23 protein-coding genes are annotated in these 18,554 nt (G+C 53.7%); 11 read left to right on the top strand and 12 right to left on the bottom strand.

The features are described from left to right. Positions 1–47 precede the first annotated feature (47 nt). From M0644_RS01840 to scpB, 4 genes are all read left to right on the top strand, one after another. Positions 48–581: a gamma carbonic anhydrase family protein gene (locus M0644_RS01840; RefSeq protein ID WP_149817630.1), complete on the top strand. Its 534-nt coding sequence runs from the start codon at positions 48–50 to the stop codon at positions 579–581. 106 nt (positions 582–687) lie between these two features. After that, entirely contained in the window at positions 688–1,713 is a 1,026-nt protein-coding gene (gene plsX, locus M0644_RS01835) for a phosphate acyltransferase PlsX (protein ID WP_149817628.1), read from the top strand. Further along, positions 1,713–2,702, top strand: coding sequence for a beta-ketoacyl-ACP synthase III (locus tag M0644_RS01830; protein ID WP_286626347.1), 990 nt, complete (start codon positions 1,713–1,715; stop codon positions 2,700–2,702). The genes plsX and M0644_RS01830 overlap by 1 nt, the downstream gene beginning before the upstream one ends. A gap of 3 nt (positions 2,703–2,705) precedes the next feature. Further along, on the top strand, positions 2,706–3,215 hold the full coding sequence (gene scpB, locus M0644_RS01825; protein ID WP_149817624.1) for an SMC-Scp complex subunit ScpB: 510 nt from the start codon (positions 2,706–2,708) through the stop codon (positions 3,213–3,215). On the opposite strand, the gene M0644_RS01820 is transcribed toward scpB, so the two are convergent. Both M0644_RS01820 and M0644_RS01815 read right to left on the bottom strand, forming a co-directional pair. Continuing rightward, positions 3,187–4,065, bottom strand: coding sequence for an FHA domain-containing protein (locus M0644_RS01820; RefSeq protein WP_286626344.1), 879 nt, complete (start codon positions 4,063–4,065; stop codon positions 3,187–3,189). The genes scpB and M0644_RS01820 overlap by 29 nt on opposite strands. Before the next feature lie 51 nt (positions 4,066–4,116). Continuing rightward, complete coding sequence (locus M0644_RS01815) at positions 4,117–4,296, bottom strand: hypothetical protein (RefSeq protein WP_286626342.1); 180 nt, start codon at positions 4,294–4,296, stop codon at positions 4,117–4,119. Between the two features lie 365 nt (positions 4,297–4,661). Between M0644_RS01815 and M0644_RS01810 the strand changes: the two genes are divergently transcribed. The 3 genes from M0644_RS01810 (at position 4,662) to cysE (ending at position 7,639) form a co-directional block, all read left to right on the top strand. Next, entirely contained in the window at positions 4,662–5,216 is a 555-nt protein-coding gene (locus tag M0644_RS01810; protein ID WP_286627150.1) for a late competence development ComFB family protein, read from the top strand. Beyond that, complete coding sequence (gene cimA, locus M0644_RS01805) at positions 5,213–6,823, top strand: citramalate synthase (protein ID WP_286626341.1); 1,611 nt, start codon at positions 5,213–5,215, stop codon at positions 6,821–6,823. The genes M0644_RS01810 and cimA overlap by 4 nt, the downstream gene beginning before the upstream one ends. 75 nt (positions 6,824–6,898) lie before the next feature. Then, positions 6,899–7,639, top strand: a complete 741-nt coding sequence (cysE, locus tag M0644_RS01800; RefSeq protein ID WP_286626340.1) for a serine O-acetyltransferase — start codon at positions 6,899–6,901, stop codon at positions 7,637–7,639. Here the strand turns inward: cysE and M0644_RS01795 are convergent. From M0644_RS01795 to M0644_RS01755, 9 genes are all read right to left on the bottom strand, one after another. Beyond that, complete coding sequence (locus M0644_RS01795; RefSeq protein ID WP_286626339.1) at positions 7,636–8,154, bottom strand: DUF721 domain-containing protein; 519 nt, start codon at positions 8,152–8,154, stop codon at positions 7,636–7,638. The genes cysE and M0644_RS01795 overlap by 4 nt on opposite strands. Before the next feature lie 16 nt (positions 8,155–8,170). Then, complete coding sequence (locus M0644_RS01790) at positions 8,171–9,058, bottom strand: PRC-barrel domain-containing protein (RefSeq protein WP_190278159.1); 888 nt, start codon at positions 9,056–9,058, stop codon at positions 8,171–8,173. 142 nt (positions 9,059–9,200) lie between these two features. Beyond that, entirely contained in the window at positions 9,201–9,677 is a 477-nt protein-coding gene (locus M0644_RS01785) for an allophycocyanin (protein WP_286626336.1), read from the bottom strand. A 21-nt stretch (positions 9,678–9,698) separates the two neighbouring features. Further along, the gene (locus tag M0644_RS01780; protein WP_149817610.1) at positions 9,699–10,172 is read right to left on the bottom strand and encodes an allophycocyanin; all 474 of its coding nucleotides are present in this window, start codon (positions 10,170–10,172) and stop codon (positions 9,699–9,701) included. A gap of 45 nt (positions 10,173–10,217) precedes the next feature. Next, positions 10,218–10,949, bottom strand: coding sequence for a V4R domain-containing protein (locus M0644_RS01775; RefSeq protein ID WP_149817608.1), 732 nt, complete (start codon positions 10,947–10,949; stop codon positions 10,218–10,220). 112 nt (positions 10,950–11,061) lie between these two features. Further along, positions 11,062–13,134 (bottom strand): NAD-dependent DNA ligase LigA, encoded by a 2,073-nt coding sequence (gene ligA, locus M0644_RS01770; protein WP_315863006.1) that lies wholly within the window; start codon positions 13,132–13,134, stop codon positions 11,062–11,064. A gap of 5 nt (positions 13,135–13,139) precedes the next feature. After that, a complete protein-coding gene (locus M0644_RS01765) occupies positions 13,140–14,063 on the bottom strand; it encodes an NAD(+) kinase (protein WP_149817604.1) in 924 nt (307 codons plus the stop codon). Between the two features lie 8 nt (positions 14,064–14,071). Beyond that, positions 14,072–15,064 (bottom strand): SDR family oxidoreductase, encoded by a 993-nt coding sequence (locus M0644_RS01760; RefSeq protein WP_286626331.1) that lies wholly within the window; start codon positions 15,062–15,064, stop codon positions 14,072–14,074. Between the two features lie 120 nt (positions 15,065–15,184). Further along, complete coding sequence (locus tag M0644_RS01755) at positions 15,185–15,712, bottom strand: pentapeptide repeat-containing protein (protein WP_286626330.1); 528 nt, start codon at positions 15,710–15,712, stop codon at positions 15,185–15,187. 48 nt (positions 15,713–15,760) lie between these two features. Between M0644_RS01755 and aat the strand changes: the two genes are divergently transcribed. The 4 genes from aat (at position 15,761) to M0644_RS01735 (ending at position 18,279) form a co-directional block, all read left to right on the top strand. Continuing rightward, complete coding sequence (aat, locus tag M0644_RS01750) at positions 15,761–16,351, top strand: leucyl/phenylalanyl-tRNA--protein transferase (protein WP_315863015.1); 591 nt, start codon at positions 15,761–15,763, stop codon at positions 16,349–16,351. Between the two features lie 158 nt (positions 16,352–16,509). Then, complete coding sequence (locus tag M0644_RS01745) at positions 16,510–17,349, top strand: YgcG family protein (RefSeq protein ID WP_286626327.1); 840 nt, start codon at positions 16,510–16,512, stop codon at positions 17,347–17,349. 74 nt (positions 17,350–17,423) lie between these two features. After that, positions 17,424–17,942 (top strand): hypothetical protein, encoded by a 519-nt coding sequence (locus M0644_RS01740; RefSeq protein WP_024125793.1) that lies wholly within the window; start codon positions 17,424–17,426, stop codon positions 17,940–17,942. A gap of 76 nt (positions 17,943–18,018) precedes the next feature. Further along, positions 18,019–18,279 carry a YkvA family protein gene (locus M0644_RS01735; RefSeq protein ID WP_206201437.1) on the top strand — a complete coding sequence of 87 codons (261 nt, stop codon included), beginning with the start codon at positions 18,019–18,021 and terminating at the stop codon, positions 18,277–18,279. A 3-nt stretch (positions 18,280–18,282) separates the two neighbouring features. Here the strand turns inward: M0644_RS01735 and M0644_RS01730 are convergent, their stop codons facing one another. Next, positions 18,283–18,552 carry a hypothetical protein gene (locus M0644_RS01730; RefSeq protein ID WP_286626324.1) on the bottom strand — a complete coding sequence of 90 codons (270 nt, stop codon included), beginning with the start codon at positions 18,550–18,552 and terminating at the stop codon, positions 18,283–18,285. Positions 18,553–18,554: the final 2 nt, after the last annotated feature.

Genomic DNA, 18,554 nt, shown 5'->3' with positions numbered 1-18,554 from the left:
CGCAATTTGGCAACTGTCGTTTAGCTTTTTAATGCTTGGAATCAACCATGGTAATCACTGCCCCTAGTGCTTTTTGGCCCCCCGTTGCCAGCGATCGCGCTGCTTTTATTGCCCCCAATGCCACCCTTGTTGGCGATGTCCGCTTGGGTGAAGGCTGTAGCATTTGGTATGGCGCTGTTTTACGCGGTGACGTGGCGTACATCGAGATTGGTGCCCACACCAATGTTCAAGATGGCGCCATCCTCCATGGTGATCCGGGACAACCCACGATCCTTGGGGAAGAGGTGACGGTCGGGCATCGCGCGGTTATTCATGGGGCAACCGTTGAAGATGGCTGCTTAATTGGCATTGGCGCCGTGATTCTCAATGGCGTTCGAGTTGGAGCGGGCAGTATTGTCGGTGCAGGGGCAGTGGTGAGCAAAGATGTCCCCCCACGCTCTTTGGTTGTGGGCATTCCCGCTAAAGTGGTGCGGGAAGTGAGTGACACTGAGGCCGCCGATCTACGTCAGCATGCCCGTAAGTATGAACAACTGGCCCATGTCCACAGTGGCACAGGCACCGATCTAGGGTTCTATCCGTAGAAGTTTGTCCTAAACTGCCCCTCAGCGTGTTCAGTGTCCGCCATTCTTAGGAAAAGGGCTGTCATCTGCTAAAATTCTGAAGGATTTTCTCGTAAGAGTTCAGCCAATGACTCGTGCACGGATTGCTGTGGATGCCATGGGGGGTGACTATGCTCCCGATGAGATTGTTGCCGGTGCCCTCAGAGCCAGTGAAGAATTAGATGCCGATATCCTCCTTGTGGGTGATCCGGTGCCCATTCAGCGCTACCTCAATGAACATGCCCCCACAGCCAAGCCCCAAATTGTCGAAGCGAGTGATGTTGTGGAAATGGGGGAAGAACCCCTGACCGCCCTGAAAAAGAAACCCAAGGCCTCAATTAACGTGGCGATGGATCTGGTCAAAGCGGGTGCGGCTGATGCGGTTGTTTCCGCTGGTCACTCAGGGGCAGCGATGGCTGCGGCACTATTGCGCTTGGGTCGACTCCCTGGCATTGATCGCCCCGCCATTGGTGCCGTCTTACCCACCCTCATCCCCGGCAAATCCGTTCTTGTCCTCGATGTCGGTGCCAATGTGGACTGCCGCCCGAAATACCTTGAGCAATTTGCGGTCATGGGTTCGATCTACAGCCAGTACGTCTTGGATGTCGAAGATCCCAAAGTGGGCTTGCTTAACATTGGCGAAGAGGACTGCAAAGGCAATGATCTGGCCCTAAAGGCACATCAACTCCTGCGGCAAAATCGCCAAATCTCCTTCTTGGGCAATGCCGAAGGCCGCGATGTTCTGTCGGGACAATTTGATGTCGTGGTCTGTGATGGCTTTGTTGGCAATGTTCTGCTTAAATTTGCTGAATCCTTGGGTAGTGTCCTTGTCCAAATTCTCCGTGAAGAGCTACCTCGGGGCTGGCGCGGGCAACTGGGTACGGCGCTGCTGCGTCCCAATCTCCGCAAAATTAAGCAGCGCATTGATCATGCCGAACATGGCGGTGGTTTGCTGTTGGGGGTGGATGGCATCTGTATCATTAGCCACGGCAGTTCCCAAGCGCCCTCGATTTTCAATGCCATTCGCCTAGCCAAGGAAGCGGTGGATCATCGCGTTTCAGAGCGGATTCAGGCCTGTTATCAGCATGCCGTTGCCGTTGAGGATCAGGCTTAGTGACTGTGCAGGGCGTTAAATTTAGCGGCGTGGGCGCGGCAATCCCCCGTCAATGCTTGACCAATGCCCACCTCAGTGCCCTTGTGGATACGTCTGATGAGTGGATTCAATCCCGTACGGGCATTCAAGAACGGTACGTGGCAGCTCCTGACCAGCGTCTTGTGGATTTGGCCAGCGAAGCGGCGGGCGCAGCCCTACAGATGGCCGGCCTAGAACCCACAGCAGTCGATTTAATCATCTTGGCGACCTCTACGCCCGATGATCTCTTTGGCACCGCCTGCTTGGTGCAAACTCGCATTGGTGCGGTAAATGCCGTGGCCTTTGACTTAACGGCTGCCTGTTCTGGCTTTCTCTTTGCCTTGGTTACGGCGGCTCAGTATTTGCGCACCGGTGCCTACCGCAGTGCCTTGGTCATTGGTGGTGATATTCTGTCGCGCTGGGTCGATTGGGGCGATCGCCGCACCTGCATTCTCTTTGGCGATGGCGCCGGCGCGATGGTCTTGCAAGCCAGCGATGCTGATCAACTCTTGAGCTTTGAATTGCGCAGTGATGGTCGCCTCAATGAGCACCTTACCCTTGCCTTTGCTGGTACTCCCCAGACCTTAGGGGACAATCTCGCGATCGCCCAAGGGGGATTTGCTCCCATTGCCATGAATGGCCGTGAAGTTTATCGCTTTGCCGTCACCCAAGTCCCTGAAGTCATTGAGAAAGCCCTGCACCGCGCGGGGTGTACGGTTGAGGAAATTGACTGGCTGGTGTTGCATCAGGCCAATCAACGCATTCTGGACGCGGTTGCCCAGCGTTTGGGCATTCCTCAGGAAAAGGTGATTAGCAATGTGGGTCAGTGTGGTAATACCTCCGCCGCCTCGATTCCCCTTGCCCTGACGGCTCCGATTCAACAGGGGCATATTCAACCCGGAGACTTAATTGCCACCGCTGGCTTTGGTGCGGGGTTAACTTGGGGAGCGGCCCTGTTCCGCTGGCAATAGCCTATGCAAGGGGACACTGACCTGCGTACATTAACGATGCGGGTGGAGGCCATTCTCTACCTGAAGGCGCAGCCCCTGACCCTTGCTGAACTAGCAACCCTTGCCGCCACTGCTCCTGAGGCCGTTGAAATGGCACTGATTGAGCTACTCAACGACTATGCCCATCGCCAAACGGCCCTTGAAATTGTCCAAATTGACGATAGATACAGCCTGCAACTCAAGCCCGCCTTTCAAGAATTGGTTCAGTCCCTTATCCCCGTTGAATTGGGGGTTGCGGCACAGCGCACATTAGCCCTGATTGCTTTTCGTGGCCCCATTCGCCAACCAGAGGTGATTGAACTGCGGGGATCCAGTGCCTACCAACACATTCAAGAACTCCTCACCCTTGGGTTTATTCAGCGGCGGCGGGATAGCCAAAGTCGCTCCTACATCCTCCAAGTCACTGAGCGCTTTCACCAGTATTTTCAGGTGGATCAACTGCCAACTATTCAGGGGGAAAGGGCGGGCGATTGACATACTCACTGAGCAACTGGGAGGGCAAATCATCATTGGTCGCCAATTGCAGATTCAAAAGAGCCACTGCGAGCCTGTCTTGCTCTAGTTTGTTGCGTCCCAAGGCCTTGAGAATGCGGCGTAATTGAGCTGCAATTTCTGCCCCAAACATGGTGAGATTTTCATCGGGCAGTGCGGGCAGCCAATCAATTGCCCCATGTTCTACTGCCCATTGTCGCTGCATGGGGGAAATATGGTTGTCGTAGCGGTCAATAATGAAACTGCGCAGCTTGGGATAGGTTGCCTTGATCCAATTCAAAAGGTTACCAATATCCGGGGTTTCCAGTTGCGAATCAAGGAGCAACAGGTCAGGGTTGCGCTGCATCACGGTCACAAAATCACTAATAATGCGGCGGCTATTGATTTGCCCCGATTCAACGATAACTTCTAACCCCTGACTGCGCAGCAATTCTTGCCAAATTTGTACTTGAATGCCGGGGGGTTGAATGATGAGAATGGTGGGTTGAAGGGCAAGAGGGGCAGCCGGCGGGGTGGTGGAGACAGCCTCATCGGTACGAAATTCAAGGGTTGTTTTGCCGATAATAAAGCGATCGCCCGTTTTGAGGAGCGTCGGCACCTGAATCATTTGACCATTCAGCACACAGCCATTACGACTCCCCAAATCAATGAGATAATAATCATCATTATCCAGACGCTGAATCATGGCATGGCGACGGGAAGACCAGCGATCCGCCAAAACAATTGTGCAGTCTTTACCTCGACCAATCACCCATGAATTGCCTTGGGTAAGAGGGACGATATAGGTGCTGGCCTCTGTGGAGATGACCAATTGTGGATACTCTGGTAACAAGGTGATCCCTCTTCCAACTCCCTGTAGGAATAAATTCGGTCTCTCAGTCCTTTATTCAAAATGATAATCGGGACATTCAATGGCGGCTTCTGTTGCTGCCCAATCGGGATGTAGGGAACACTTGAGGCGATAGTCTCCTGAAAAGAAACGACAGCGAGAACAGGGAATTTGATGTAAGCGGCGGGCGATCGCCAGCCCCTCCTGTGTGAAGTGCCACACATTCCACGCCATGATTGCCAGCAGCAGCCAAGCAAAACAAAAACAAATTGGGACTAGTAATGGCTCTACGGTATGTAAAAAAGATGACAACCAAACAACCATAGGCTGCAACAGAAGAAGAAATGAGAATGATGTGGGCGACTGCTAGCCTTTAATTATTTCCTACGACAATTTTACCACTTGGCTATACAGGTATGAAGATTTCGTAGGATTTGGCAGTTCTTTGCAACAGTTCTTATCGTTATCTTAGCGTTACCGCCTTTTTCTAAAATATGGACTACATACAGTGCAAAATTCCCCCTGCCCTTGGCAGTTCCTCGGCATATACTAAATTTGAGTGGGGGAGTGCCCCTACAGCAATTACGGCGGAAACACGTATGGGGATTCAAGAGATTGTTGAACAAGCACTGCGCAATGGTTATCTCACACCAACGCAGGAGGCAGAAGTAGGACGCATTTGCGACAAAGCCACCGAACTCTCCGTGGAAGACTATATGGCGTTGGATCGCCTTATGGGTGCCCTATTGACGGGGCAAGTGGTGGCGGTTCCCCGCAAGCAATTTATCAACGTCATGGAAGAATTGGTGCTCACCGAGGCAATTACCCGCATTGCTGCCATTGAAGCGGAGCAAGAATGCGCCCTTGATTTGGGAGATATTGCCGCCTACGCCCTCAACCGCCTTCCCCCGCTCTACGCCACAACCGAAGAGGGCGCACAGTATCAACGCCAGCGGGCTGAAGAGGAACTCATGGATCTGATTCGCGCCCAAGTCCAAGAGGCGATTAACCGCAGCATGGCACGGCCACAATTTCATCCGGAGCGATCGGCCATTGGCAAAACCTCTGGTAAAGAGGTCTTTTCCCAAGTCAGTTCTTTGCTGCAGGCTTACGCCAATGACTATGAGCATCCCAAGGGAGAGTCGGCACGGTGAAAATTTGGCTGTACGATACCACTCTCCGCGATGGCGCCCAGCGGGAAGGTCTCTCCCTCTCCCTCGAGGATAAACTGCGGATTGCCCGTCAACTGGATCGCCTTGGCATTCCCTTTATTGAGGGGGGGTGGCCGGGCGCCAATCCCAAGGACGTACAGTTTTTTTGGCAGTTGCAGGAAACGCCCCTCCAACAGGCAGAAATCGTTGCTTTTTGTGCCACTCGTCGCCCCGGCCGCAAGGCCGCAGAAGAGCCAATGTTTGAGCCGATTCTAGCGGCCGGTACCCGCTGGGTGACACTCTTTGGCAAATCTTGGGATCTGCATGTCACCGACGGCCTCAAGACCACCTTGGCCGAAAACTGCGCCATGATTGCCGATTCCATTCAGTTCTTGAAATCCCATGGGCGACGGGTGATCTACGATGCCGAGCATTGGTTTGACGGTTACTTTGCCAACCCCGACTATGCGCTACAAACTCTTGAAACCGCTTTAGCGGCGGGTGCCGATTGGTTAGTTCTCTGCGATACCAATGGCGGTTGTTTGCCCCATCAAATTCAGGCAGTGGTCGCCGAGGTGGTGGCGCATTTTGGTGCCTTGGACTGCTTGGGCATTCACACCCACAACGATGCTGGCACAGCCGTAGCCAATGCCCTTGCGGCGGTGCAAAGTGGTGTGCGGATGGTGCAGGGAACGATCAACGGCTATGGCGAACGCTGCGGCAATGCCAATCTGTGCACCCTGATTCCCAATCTGCAATTGAAACTGGGCTATGACTGTGTCACTCCGGAGCAGTTGGCGACACTGACGGAAGTCAGCCGCCATGTGAGTGAAATTGTCAACCTTGCCCCCGATGATCACGCGCCCTATGTGGGTCTGTCGGCCTTTGCCCACAAGGGGGGAATCCATGTCAGTGCCGTGCAGCGTAACCCCCGTACCTACGAACACATTGAGCCGCATTGGGTGGGCAATCAACGGCGCATTATTATTTCTGAGCAGGCGGGTATCAGCAATATTTTGGCGAAAACCAGTGAACTCGGCTTTGAGTTGGATCGGCAGCATCCCCTGAGTCGGACGATTTTGGAGCGGATTAAACACCTAGAAAGCGAAGGCTATCAATTTGAAGCGGCGGAAGCGAGCTTTGAACTGCTGATTCAGGAGGTTCTAGGGCAGCGCCAGCGACCCTTTACCCTCAAGGGCTTTGATGTTTTTTGCCGCACCGATTCACGCCAACTAGAGGCCACGATTCGCAGCCAGTCTCTGGCCACGGTCAAAGTTGAAGTCAATGGTGAGGAGATGCTCACGGCGGCAGAGGGCAATGGTCCTGTCTCGGCATTGGATCAGGCGCTGCGCAAGGCCTTGATGTCCTTCTATCCAGAGATTGCCGAGTTTCACCTGACGGACTACAAGGTGCGGATTTTAGATGGCCATGCCGGCACGGCAGCCAAAACACGGGTGCTGGTGGAATCCAGTAATGGGCGCGATCGCTGGGCAACAGTCGGTGTCTCTGCCAATATCATTGAAGCTTCCTACCAAGCAGTTGCCGAAGCCCTCGAATATGGCCTACAGCGCACTCGGCGATCGCAACCTTCCCCTTTGGTGGCCTCCTGAAGCCTCTTAGACCTTGGCAAAATCCGCTAAGATCAAAACTGCTGTTTAGGTTGCATCACTGCCAAGGAGCCGCGTGTGCTCAGCACCCTCAAAGCAGATTTCCAAATTATCTTTGAGCGGGATCCCGCTGCCCGCAATTGGTTAGAGGTTGTTTTTTGCTATCCCGGACTTCAGGCCATTGTTCTCCATCGGTTGAGCCACTGGCTTTGGCGGCGGGGTATTCCCTTTATCCCCCGCTTTATTTCTCACATTGCTCGCCTGCTGACGGGGATTGAAATTCACCCCGGCGCCACGATTGGCAAGGGCGTTTTCATTGATCACGGCATGGGGGTCGTCATTGGCGAGACTGCGATTGTGGGCAATTACTGTTTGATTTATCAGGGAGTGACCCTCGGCGGTACCGGTAAAGAAACGGGAAAGCGGCACCCTACCCTCGGTGAAAATGTGGTTGTCGGTGCTGGGGCAAAGGTGTTGGGCAACCTCACTATTGGGGACAATGTGCGCATTGGCGCGGGGTCTGTGGTGCTGCGGGATGTGCCCTCGGATTGTACCGTGGTGGGGATTCCCGGGCGAATTGTCTATCGTGCAGGTGCCAAAATTGCCCCCTTGGAACACGGTCAACTGCCAGACTCTGAGGCCGAAGCAATTCGCTATCTCTTGGATCGCATTGAACTCCTAGAGAAACAGGTGCAAACACTGCAACAGCAGGAAAAGGTGCCTGCTCTGGCGCAAGGACATTTGCGAGCCTCCCAAGGTCAAGCCTGCCGCCTGAGCGATCGCCCCATTGAAGAGTTTCTCAACGGCTCTGGTATTTAGAGCGATCGCGTGTAACACAGGCCACAACGCCCCCAGCGCTGTAATTCCTCAAGGGGAGTGGGGCACTGACAGCGGGGGCAGAGGGGATAGTCTCGCGATCGCTGGCGCACTTGGGCTTGCCATCGTTGAAAAGCCTCTTGGGGAGTGGCCGCAGGCGCCACACTGGGAAGATTCCCGACTTTCGGTAAGGCCTCATGGCTAGCGATCGCCGAGCGTTGGGGTTGCCAGTCCCGATTGGAAAAGCGAATATCACTGAGGGGAATACCAAGGGTCTGCTGAATTTTGACCATGACGGGCGATCGCGAGAACATCAGATGATGTGCCCAAGTACTACTGGCAACGGCCACATGCAAAACCCCTTGACTGGTGAGTTCCACAGGAACAGCGTGCTCAGCGACGACCGCCCCCACGAGCTGCGGCCACTGCTCCAAAAGACGCAAGAAGTGTTGCGGCTGTTGCCATTCAGGAGCCTGCTGCCATTGCTGAAGTACCGTGGCCAGTGGGACATAGGCCATTGTGGACTATTCCCGACTATTCGTGATCGTATTCCTCTTGCTTCTGCCGCTGCTCAAGGCGAATCGGTTGTTGTTCTTCCCAAGGATCGGCAGTGGGTTCCGATTCCGGCAGTTCTACGGGCATGGCTGGAGCTGGAGGTTTAACTTGACGCGAGCGGGGACGCTCTTCGTACTCATACTCCTCCTCATACTCCACATACTCGGGCTGGCGACGGCGCCGCCGGGGAGCGGTTTCCCAATCGGCTTCGTAATCACTGCGGCTGCGTTGGGGGGGATAGACAGGCGATCGCGCTCCGGAGGGCAATTGATTACTGCTCGGCGTAACGGGTTGATAGTACTCGTCCTCGTCGCTTTCCCAAGGGGGTGCCCCCAAGCCGACCCGTTCTAAGAGACCCACTGTTAATTGCCGCAGGCGGGTTTCTGCCCCTTCAAAGACAATAATGCGATCAGGGCCGGTGCTGACAATTTCCTCAATGGGCAACTCGTAGGTGCTAATCAGTTGCGCCGGAATCCAAGGCAAGCCAATGGAAGCCAAAATCAAATCCGTAATGTCGCCCGTTTCAGGATCAAACTTAAAGCCCCGTACCTTACCCAGCACTTCGCCGGTTTCGGTGACAATCTCACTATCAATCAGTGTGCTGTAGTTGTAGGTATTGAGAGCTTCGGTGACATCATCATCGTGCTCAACGAGAATGACATCGCCAATTTGGCGAATACTGTCGAGAAGAATGTAGCGTTGCTCCCCTGTAAAGAGGGTATTGCGTACCCCCAAGGCCACCACTTGCCGCTGGTCAATATCGACCCAAACTTGATTAATGACGCCTAACTTCCGACCAGTATCACGGGTAATTACCTGTGTACCGATCAAATCTGCCCGTTGCAGCAATTGCGCCGATATGGTCATGCCTTTGTGTATCCCAATGAATCTTAGTAATACTATAGCGGCGAATACCAATGGTACGCCAAAGGCGATCGCAGGAGTGATAAATTGCCCCGTGCAATCGGTGCTTCTAGGCTAGCGCATTTTTGCCACACTGCTCAGGTGCTCAAGCCGATTCCCCTAGGATGGACTGGGTCAGTGCCATCACAGGCTGCATTAACGGTGTTTCCTCTCCCGAGAGCACTTGATTGACCGCTTGGGGCAGGACTTGGTACGTCACTTGTGCCACCTTTTCATCCTTGAAGGCCTTAATGATCGTGCGGTACCACAGCAAGAAGCCATCCCGCAGGGCATCCAAATCGGCAAATAACATCGCCGCTGCCGCTAGGCGCAGCACATGCTTGCGATCGCGCCGACACACGGCGGAATAGTCGTGATTGCCCTTACGGAAAATATGGGGACTTTTGGCGCGCAGTTGCTGCTCCACCTGATCTAGGATTTTCTCTTCAGCATCGCGGATTTTTTCGTAGGCACTAATGCGCTGCTCCGCTGCTGCTAGATAATTTCTGAGAAATTCCAGTTCCTTGGCACTGGCATAGCGGCCATCGGCCTCAAGGCTGAGTTTTTCTAGTTGACGCAGCATCAGTCCCACCCCACAACAACTCTATTCTGACAAAATTGAACTGCCGAGGGCAAGGACAGGCTGCATCACCCGTTGTTCTTCGGGCGTGAGCAGTTGCTTCATCATATTCGGCAGGTACTTGCCATAGGTGGAGGAGGCAGTTGCTTCGTAGTTAAAGGATTTGACAATGGTGCGGTACCAAAGTAAGAAATTATCCCGCAGCAAGTCCAACTCCGCAAAAAGCATGGCCGAGGCACACAGACGAATGGTATCCACTAAATCACGACGGCAAATTTCTGAGCGATCGCCATTGATGAACTGGAAGCAGCGGGGATTTTCTGCCTTTTGCATGGATTGAATTTTATCCGCCATCATTTCCGCCTCAGTGCGGATTTTTTCGTAGGCACTGATGCGACTCTCCACCGAGGCCAGATAATCCCGCAGAAAGTTCAATTCCTCAGGACGGGCATAGCGACCATCGGCAACAACGGTTAAGTGATTCAACTGACGGAACATAGGGCAACCCTCGCTAGAAAATAAATGAACACACTCACCTGGAGCTTATCGTTTCACCAACTCCCCTTGGCGCAGGCGTTTTTCAATATCCCGTGCCGTGGCTCCTTCGTTTTGCCAGAAGGCAGCAGCATCAATGCGATCCTGTTTACCGACGAGAAACTTACAGTAGGTTTCCCCCATGGCATAGCACTGCAACTCGATACAACTCAGGGGCTTTTGAATCAATCCCGTAAAGAAGCCCGCAAACAGACCGGCATAGATGTAGCAGACGGGCTTACCCACATCCCCAAGGGTGCGCGCCACCACGGAGTCAAAGATATTGATGAACATAAAACCATTCTTTTGCTCCGTGAGATCCACTTCCCAGTTGCCCCAGCCTAGGGTTGTAAAGGGCCACCACCAAGCCTCAAGGATAAATGTCAAGGCGGCCTTGCGTAGTTCGCGCTGGTACTCTTGCTCAAAGTGTTGCTTAAAGACAACCGCATCGCGTTTGCCCCACTCTTCGCCAATTTTGTACATGACGAGGGCAGAAGCAGGGCCAACTTCCTCTTCGAGACCTTCCACTAGGCCAATGACAAAGTCTTCTGTCGCTAGAGCGATCCGCTGATCATACCAGTCGGTAATGCTGCCCCGTTGGCGATCAAATTGCAGATAGTCCCGCAGGCTATAGTGATTGGTGCGCGTCGGATGAGTTTGGTGTAACTGATGCTGATAGCCCTGAGCACGGGTCATAGCATTGGCACTCCCAGCAGGTCGAGACGGCGTGACAGAAACCATAGATCAGCGAATTGCCCCCTATTGTGCTTGAACGTTAGGTACTAAGCAGCCACACTTTTTAGGCTAAAAGATTTTTCAGGGTCGTGACGCCGTACTCCCACTAATTTTTTGTCTAACGACACATTTCTATAAGTTCTGTTTCACTGATGCAGGGGATGCCCAATTCTTGAGCGCGTCGCAGTTTACTCCCCGCTTTTTCGCCCACCACTAGATAATCCGTTTGCCGACTGACACTCTCACTCACTTGACCGCCATGTTGCTGGATCAGCGTTTTGGCTGCTTCACGGGTGAGGCTGGGTAGGGTGCCTGTAATCACAAAACGTTTGCCCGCAAGGGGTTGCCCAGTCGTTGGTGCAGTGGCGATCGCCGCCGCCAGTTGTAGCCCCAAGGCTTTGAGATCAGCAATGAGGGTTTGGTGCGCTGGGTCTTGGAACCACTCGTGAACCGCTTGGGCAATTTCCTCACCAATGCCATAGACCCCACACAGATCGGCGACGGTAGCAGCGGCCAGCTCCTCAACAGACTTGAATTGATCGGCAAGCACTTGGGCATTGACACTCCCCACATGGCGGATGCCTAGGCCATAGAGCACCCGTGGCCACGGTTGTTCTTTCGAGTCGGCGATCGCCTGCAACAATTTAGCAGCGGACTTTTGACCCATGCGCTCAAGGCGCAACAGTTGTGCTGCCGTCAGGCGATAGAGATCTGCCGGGGTGTGCACCAACTCCTTGGCCACCAATTGCTGTACTAGCTTTTCCCCTAACCCTTGAATATCCAAGGCATCCCGACTTGCCCAGTGGAGGATTTGGCCGCGCACGATCGCCGGACACCGCGGATTGACACAGCGACTCACAGCTTCGTTGGCAGGGCGCACCACCGGCTGATGACATTCAGGACACACGGTGGGCATCGTAAAGGGTTGAGCCGTTGGCGATCGCAATTCGGGAAAGACCCGCACAATCTCTGGAATGATTTCGCCGGCTTTGTGGATCACCACCTTATCGCCAATGTGCAAATCCAATTCGGCAATATAGTCTGCATTGTGCAGCGTTGCCCGTGATACCGTGGTACCCGCTAATTGCACTGGCACCAGTTCAGCGACTGGGGTGAGCGCACCCGTGCGTCCCACTTGAATGGTAATGGCCACCACATCAGTAATGGCCTGCTCGGGTTCGTACTTCCAAGCAACACAGCCGCGGGGAAACTTTTGCGTAAACCCAAGGGTCTGTTGCAGCGTTAAATCATTGAGCTTGACCACAATGCCATCGGTCAGATAGGGCAGTTGGTGGCGGGCGGTTTGCCAGTGGTCGTAGTAGGCTTTCACCGCCTCTAGGTCAGGGCAGTCGGCATTGTGGGGATTGACCCGAAAGCCAAGGCGTTGCAGCGCATTGAGCACTTGCCGCTGCGATTGGGGTTCCCCTGCTTGCTTCTCATCCCAAGGAACGCTACCCCCTTCAGGTAAATGCAGCGCATAGGCAAAGAAGTCCAGTTGGCGTTGGGCAACAATGCGCGGATGCAGTTGACGGAGAGTACCGGCGGCGGCATTACGGGGATTAGCAAAGGGAGCTTCTCCTTGGGCTTGGCGTTCTTGGTTGAGTTGATGGAATCGCGCCAAAGGCAAAAAAGCTTCCCCACGAACTTCAACGATTGGTGGTGGGTTCTCGACGGCTAGCCGCAGGGGAATGGTGCGAATCGTGCGCACATTGCTGGTAATATCCTCACCGCGTTGGCCATCGCCCCGAGTTGCCCCCCGCACCAATAACCCGTTTTCATAGGTCAAAGCAAGGGCCACGCCATCCATTTTGAGTTCGCAGACATATTCCGTCGGGGGAATTGGCTCCTCTTGCCGTAGGCTACGCCAATAGCGCTGCCAGCGTTCCTGCCACGCCACCATATCGGCAAAGGTAAAGGCATTTTCGAGGCTATAGAGGGGAATGCGATGGCTGACACTCTCAAATTGACTGACGGGAGCTTCGCCGACCCGCTGGGTAGGGCTGTCGGGGGTGATGTACTCAGGATGAGCCGCTTCGAGTTCCTGCAGTTCGCGATAGAGCTGGTCATAGACTTCATCTTCCATGATCGGCTGATCGAGGGCATAGTAGGCGTAGCTCGCACGCTGAAGCAGGTGCCGCAGTTGTTGAATCCGTTCGGCTGCTGTTGTCATCGGGGGTTCCTTCGAGACCATTTGCCCTAGGGATTTGGACTATTCTTGGGGCGTGGTTTGGCTACATGGGGCAGTCCCCAGCCCAGTTTTTGCCGCAGCACATGGAAGAATTCTGGCGCACGCAGGCGAATGAAGCGGGCACGGTAGGGGGCACGTTGCACAAAAACTTGATCCTCTGGCTGAATGTAGCAGCCCGCATTGCCATCCACCACCAGAATGAGATGCTTGAAGGGGTTCGCTGGATAAATCCACACCGGTTCGCTGTTGGCAAAGACAAGGGCACGGGAGGCTAAAGAGTGGGGACAAATGGGCACCAATTGTAAAGCCGCCACACCGGGGGTAATCACAGGGCCACCCGCCGAGAGGGCATAGGCCGTAGAACCGGTGGGGGTGGAGAGAATCAAGCCATCAGCAGCAATATCCACGCGGGCATGGGCACCCACATCCACTTCAAAGTGGCACATTCCCGTCAGGGGTTCTTTGTGGATCACCATTTCATTGAGGGAGAGGGCTTCCCAAATAACGGTTTGATCGCGCAGGACTTGAACCGTGAGCATCGTGCGATCTTCAATCGTGTAGTCGCCGCGCAGCACTTGATCAAGGGCAGGTTCTAAATCGGCGACATAGCCCTCGGTGAGAAAGCCCAAGTGGCCGGTGTTGATGGTGAGCAGCGGAATCTCACAGGGAGCCAACTGGCGAAAGGCAGAAAGCACAGTGCCATCGCCGCCAAGAACCACCGCAAAGGCCATGGAAGCATCAAAGCCGGGGGGCACCAGTTGATCAATGGGGGTATGGCAGACGGGACTATCGGGACGGGAATAGCCAAGAATGCCACCAATCCCCGTGGCCATGTGCACTTCCCAGCCCTGAAGCTCTAAGATTTGACGGACATGGGTAGCCAATTCGACCGCAAGGGGTTTGCCTTCGTTGTAGATGATCCCCGCCTTCACAGCAACTCCTAGGGGGTGGACTTAAAGGGACTGCGTTTTTTGCGTCCAGATTTTTTCTGTTTGGCTTTTTCGTAATCCAATTCTTTGAGTTTACGCAGAATTCGGGTGAAATAGTCCTGTAAATAGGCCTCAAGGGTCAGGGTTTCGCTGGGATCGAGGTCAAAGGTGCGATAGACTTCCTCCATCGGGGCATTGAAGACTTGACCACTGGCAATCACTTCCGTAAAGGCAAGGCGATCGCTAATGTTCCATGTCCACTGAAACCACTGGGTGGCCTGCCGTGCGGCTCGCAAAACCCCAATGGGCAAGCGGGTAATTTTTGCCTCCTGCCCTGAGAGATTTTCACATAGCTTAATAATTTCATCGGCTGTCCAAGCGCGGGTGCCCGCTAGATCAAAGGTTTTGCCATAGGTCGCTGGCCGATCAATGGCACGCACGGCAAATTTGGCCACGTCCTGAGTATCCATGTAGGCAATGGCGGTGGACTCTCCCAAAACCCAAATGGATTGATTTTCCAGAATCGGGATCGCGTATTGGCCAATCAAGCCCTGAAAGAAGCCACAGGGACGCAGGATCGTGTAGTTTAGCCCTGATTCGCGCAAGAAGTCTTCGGTACAGTGTTTGATTTGCATCAGGGGCACGTGGGGATAGTCCTGCGCCCCCATGATTGAGAAAAAGATGAAGTGTTGGACGTCAGCAGCTTGGGCAGCCTGAATCAAGTTGACTTTGCCTTGCCAATCCACTGCTTCGACGGTTAGGGTATCGGTGGGGCGAGTGGCAGAGGCATCAATGACCACTGAGGCTTTGGCGTACTGCAATGCCTCAAGAATACTGTCAGCAGCACAGAGGTTTCCCTGAAGAATGGTGGCGCCCCATTCCCGCAGAAAGGTGGCTTTGGCTGGACTGCGGACAAAACAATAGACCTGATGTCCTTCATCTAAAGCGCGGCGCACAATTTGCCGCCCTAGGGTACCCGTACCGCCAACAATAAAAACGTTCATGAAAAACTCTAGTCATAAATCTTAACTTTTGTAATACTTTATCAGAATTCCCGACACGGGCGATCGCGCAGCGTGTCCTACGGACAATCGTGGGGATCATCCTGAGCAAACGCAGACGGATTAAGTGGCAAAGTCTTCACAGTGGAGCGTTTCCCAGGTTTTGCGCCCCGTCACGGGATTGGTGCCACTGGCAACTTTGCAGAGCTGGCGCTGGGCGTCTTCCCGCAGTTCCACATCGGTAAAGTCAGCACCGGTGATAATGGCATCGTCAAAGTTGGTATTAAAAGCAAAGGCACCTTCAAGGATGGCATTGGTGAGATTGGCCTTGGTCAGCCGTGCGGTGTCCAATGTGGCGTAGCGTAAATCGGCACCTTCAAGGTTAGCCGTTTCCATGTTGGCACCAAAGAAGCTTACCCCCTGAAGATTGGTGTGGCTGAGGTTACTGTGGAAGAGGTTGGCTTTTGTGAATTCCGACCCCCGCAGATCCCGCCCGGAAAAATCCATATTGATCAGGGCTTCTTTCGTGTAATCTTCGGCGATCGCCCCCGTAGGGGTGAGCAGAATCCACAGGATGGCCAATAGCAATGCTACACACCAGCGCCAGTAACGGCTAATGGTTGTCGTGACAGCTGAGGATGAGAGTAGCATAGGCAACACTAGAGTTAATGTGAAGTGTCTATTGTTCAGATTATCAGCATGGAGATTTCTGAGGCCGAGTGGGTACGCGATACCTTTATTGATGATGGCTATGCCGAAGGCTACTTTCTCATGGGGGAAGGCGATCACCTAGAGTGGTACACCAGCCGCCAGCGGGCATTGATTCCCCTCGATGAGCGGTTTCGCTATCCGAAGTCTTTGCAGCGGGTGCTCAATCAAAATCGCTTTCAAGTAGCGATTAACCGGGACTTTGCTGCTGTGGTTGAGGGGTGTGCCGATCGCCCGAGTACATGGATAACACCCCGTCTCAAGGAGGTGTACCATCTGCTTTACGCCACGGGTTGGGCAGTAAGTTTTGAAACGTGGCAGGGGAATGAACTGGCAGGGGGCATTCTCGGTATTGTGATTGGCGGCGCATTTATTGGTGAGTCCATGTTCTATCGCATCCCCGACGGCTCGAAAGTGGCGATGGTGAAACTGGTGGAGCATCTGCGGCGTCGCGGCTTTCTGCTGTTTGATGCCCAACTGCAAAATCCCCATCTTGAGCGCTTTGGGGCATATGTTGTCAGCGATCGCGAGTATCGGCAGTTATTGGCACAGGCAATTCGTCAACCCTGTCAATTTCTCTAATGCTCTCAGACCAGTGCCTGCGTCAATTATCTATCAGAAACAATTAATCTATTCTTAAACGAAACTTAGTCATAAATTAGTCATCAATACACACATTTTGTGAATGTTTTTGAGCAGAAAAGCTATACTGTGAGCCAAGATGCACTCCTTTCAGAAAAATGATGACTTTGCGCTGGCGAAACCGCCCTTTGTTGCTGATCCTTTCTGTGGTGGCCGGTTTGATGTTGACGCTGGCGCCGTCGCCGATTCAAGCCTATGTGCGCTTCCCTGATTTACCCGATACCTACATCAACGATCTAGTGAAGGTGTTAGAGGATCCCCAGCGGGAACAGGTTCGCTCCGAACTTCAAGCATTTCATCAACGCACGAATCAGCAAGTCCTGCTGGTAACGATTCCTTCCTACCGCGACTACAGCAACCAACACCCGAGTTTTGAAGCCTTTGCCACGGATTTATTTAACCATCGGGGCGTGGGTAGCCGTTGGCGCAATGATGGCGTGATGATGTTGGTTGCCCCTGGCGATCGCAAGGTGCGGATTGAATTGGGCAGTGCCTATGGCAGTGGTTGGAACCCACGCATGCAAACCGTGATTGATCGCTATATGCTGCCGGACTTTCGCCGGGGCCAGATGGCGCAGGGCATCATGAATGGGGTGCGTGCTCTGCTCAATGAACTGGGGACCAATCAGTTGACCACCTCCAGTAGCTCTGTCCCCTCAACTTACACCAGCACTGCCGGCGGGGACATTATTACGGGCATCTTTATCGTTGTTGGTCTGAGCATTCTTATTCCTTCCAGCATCATTTCTGCGATCGTCAAGTTTATTTTCAATTTCTTTTTTGGCAACTGGCCGCAGCCTCAGGATCGCTCTCGCCCCTCCTACGACGATGATGACGATCGCTACCACAGTTACTCCAGCTATGACGACAGTTACTCGAGCCGCAGTGATGATGAGGGTGGGCATTCCTCAGGTGGGGGGGCTTCGGGCAGTTGGTAACTGGATTCACCCCTACTAGAATTGAAGGCCAAAATGCTAAAATAGCGTCGTTCCGTAGCACATGAGACACGCTCTTGACGCAGGCGACGAATCTTCCGGGCATTGATTCCCCCCAAATTGATGAGTTTTTGCAGGAATTAGCGACAATCCAAGACTCTGGTCCGAAGCGGATTGCGCTCCTTGGCTCGCGTCACGTCCCGATTACGCATCAGCACCTCATTGAAATGATGAGCTATGCCCTCGTGCTGGCGGGTAACCGCTTGATGACCTCAGGTGCCGTTGGAACCAATGCAGCGGCAATTCGGGGAGCCATGCGGGCAGATCCCAATTTGCTAACGGTGATCTTACCCCAAAGTCTTGAGCGCCAGCCTCGCGAGTCCCGCCAACAGCTGGACAAGGTGATGCACTTGGTGGAGAAGCCCGAAAACGATCACCTGCCCCTCGCAGAAGCCAGTTCCCTCTGCAATCAGGAAATTATTTCCCGCTGCCAACAACTGATTTGTTTTGCTTTTCACGATAGCCACACACTGCTGCAAACCTGTGAACTGGCGGAAGAGCAGCATAAGGTGGTGACGCTCTTTTACTTTGATTAACCGCGGACGGTTTTCCCCACCTAGGGTCATTGAGTCCCTATGCCAGAATAGGAGCAGGATTCAAGGTTGATACGCCATGAGCGGCTTCTACAACTGGTATCGGAATGTGTTGCGGCATCCTAAATATCGCTGGTTGATCATTGCCGCCAGCTTGATCTATTTGCTCAGTCCTCTGGATATTTCACCCGATCTAGTGCCGATCATCGGTCAATTGGATGATGTCACGGTCATGGTGATCCTTGCCAGTGAGCTAACGCAATTGCTGGTGGAGCGGATTAAAAGCCGGCGATCGCCCAACATCACCACCACGGTAGATGTGGAAGCAGAGCAAGTTTAGGGATTAATCCCGCGATCGCAAGTCACTGCCAACAGAGCGCAGCAGCCAGCGGTTTTGCACATAACTCAGGCCACCGTTAATGAGTGCGGCGGCCATTAAGATGCCAATCGCGGGCATAAAGAGGGGTTCCCAGAGGCTGAACCAGAGATCAAAGCCAAGGGGTAGCGCCAAGGAGCGCCCCACAAGGGCGACCACAAACCAGCCAAAGCTAGCCAAGACAAAGAAGGTATCCGCCACCAAGAGCCAATTGATCACGTCCCGCAGCCGTGCCATAG

The sequence above is a fragment of the Thermosynechococcus sp. B1 genome (genome assembly GCF_030322985.1).
Classification (GTDB): Bacteria; Cyanobacteriota; Cyanobacteriia; order Thermosynechococcales; family Thermosynechococcaceae; genus Thermosynechococcus.
Note: the sequence above shows the minus strand (reverse complement) of the source record. Positions and strands in the feature narration are given on the sequence as shown.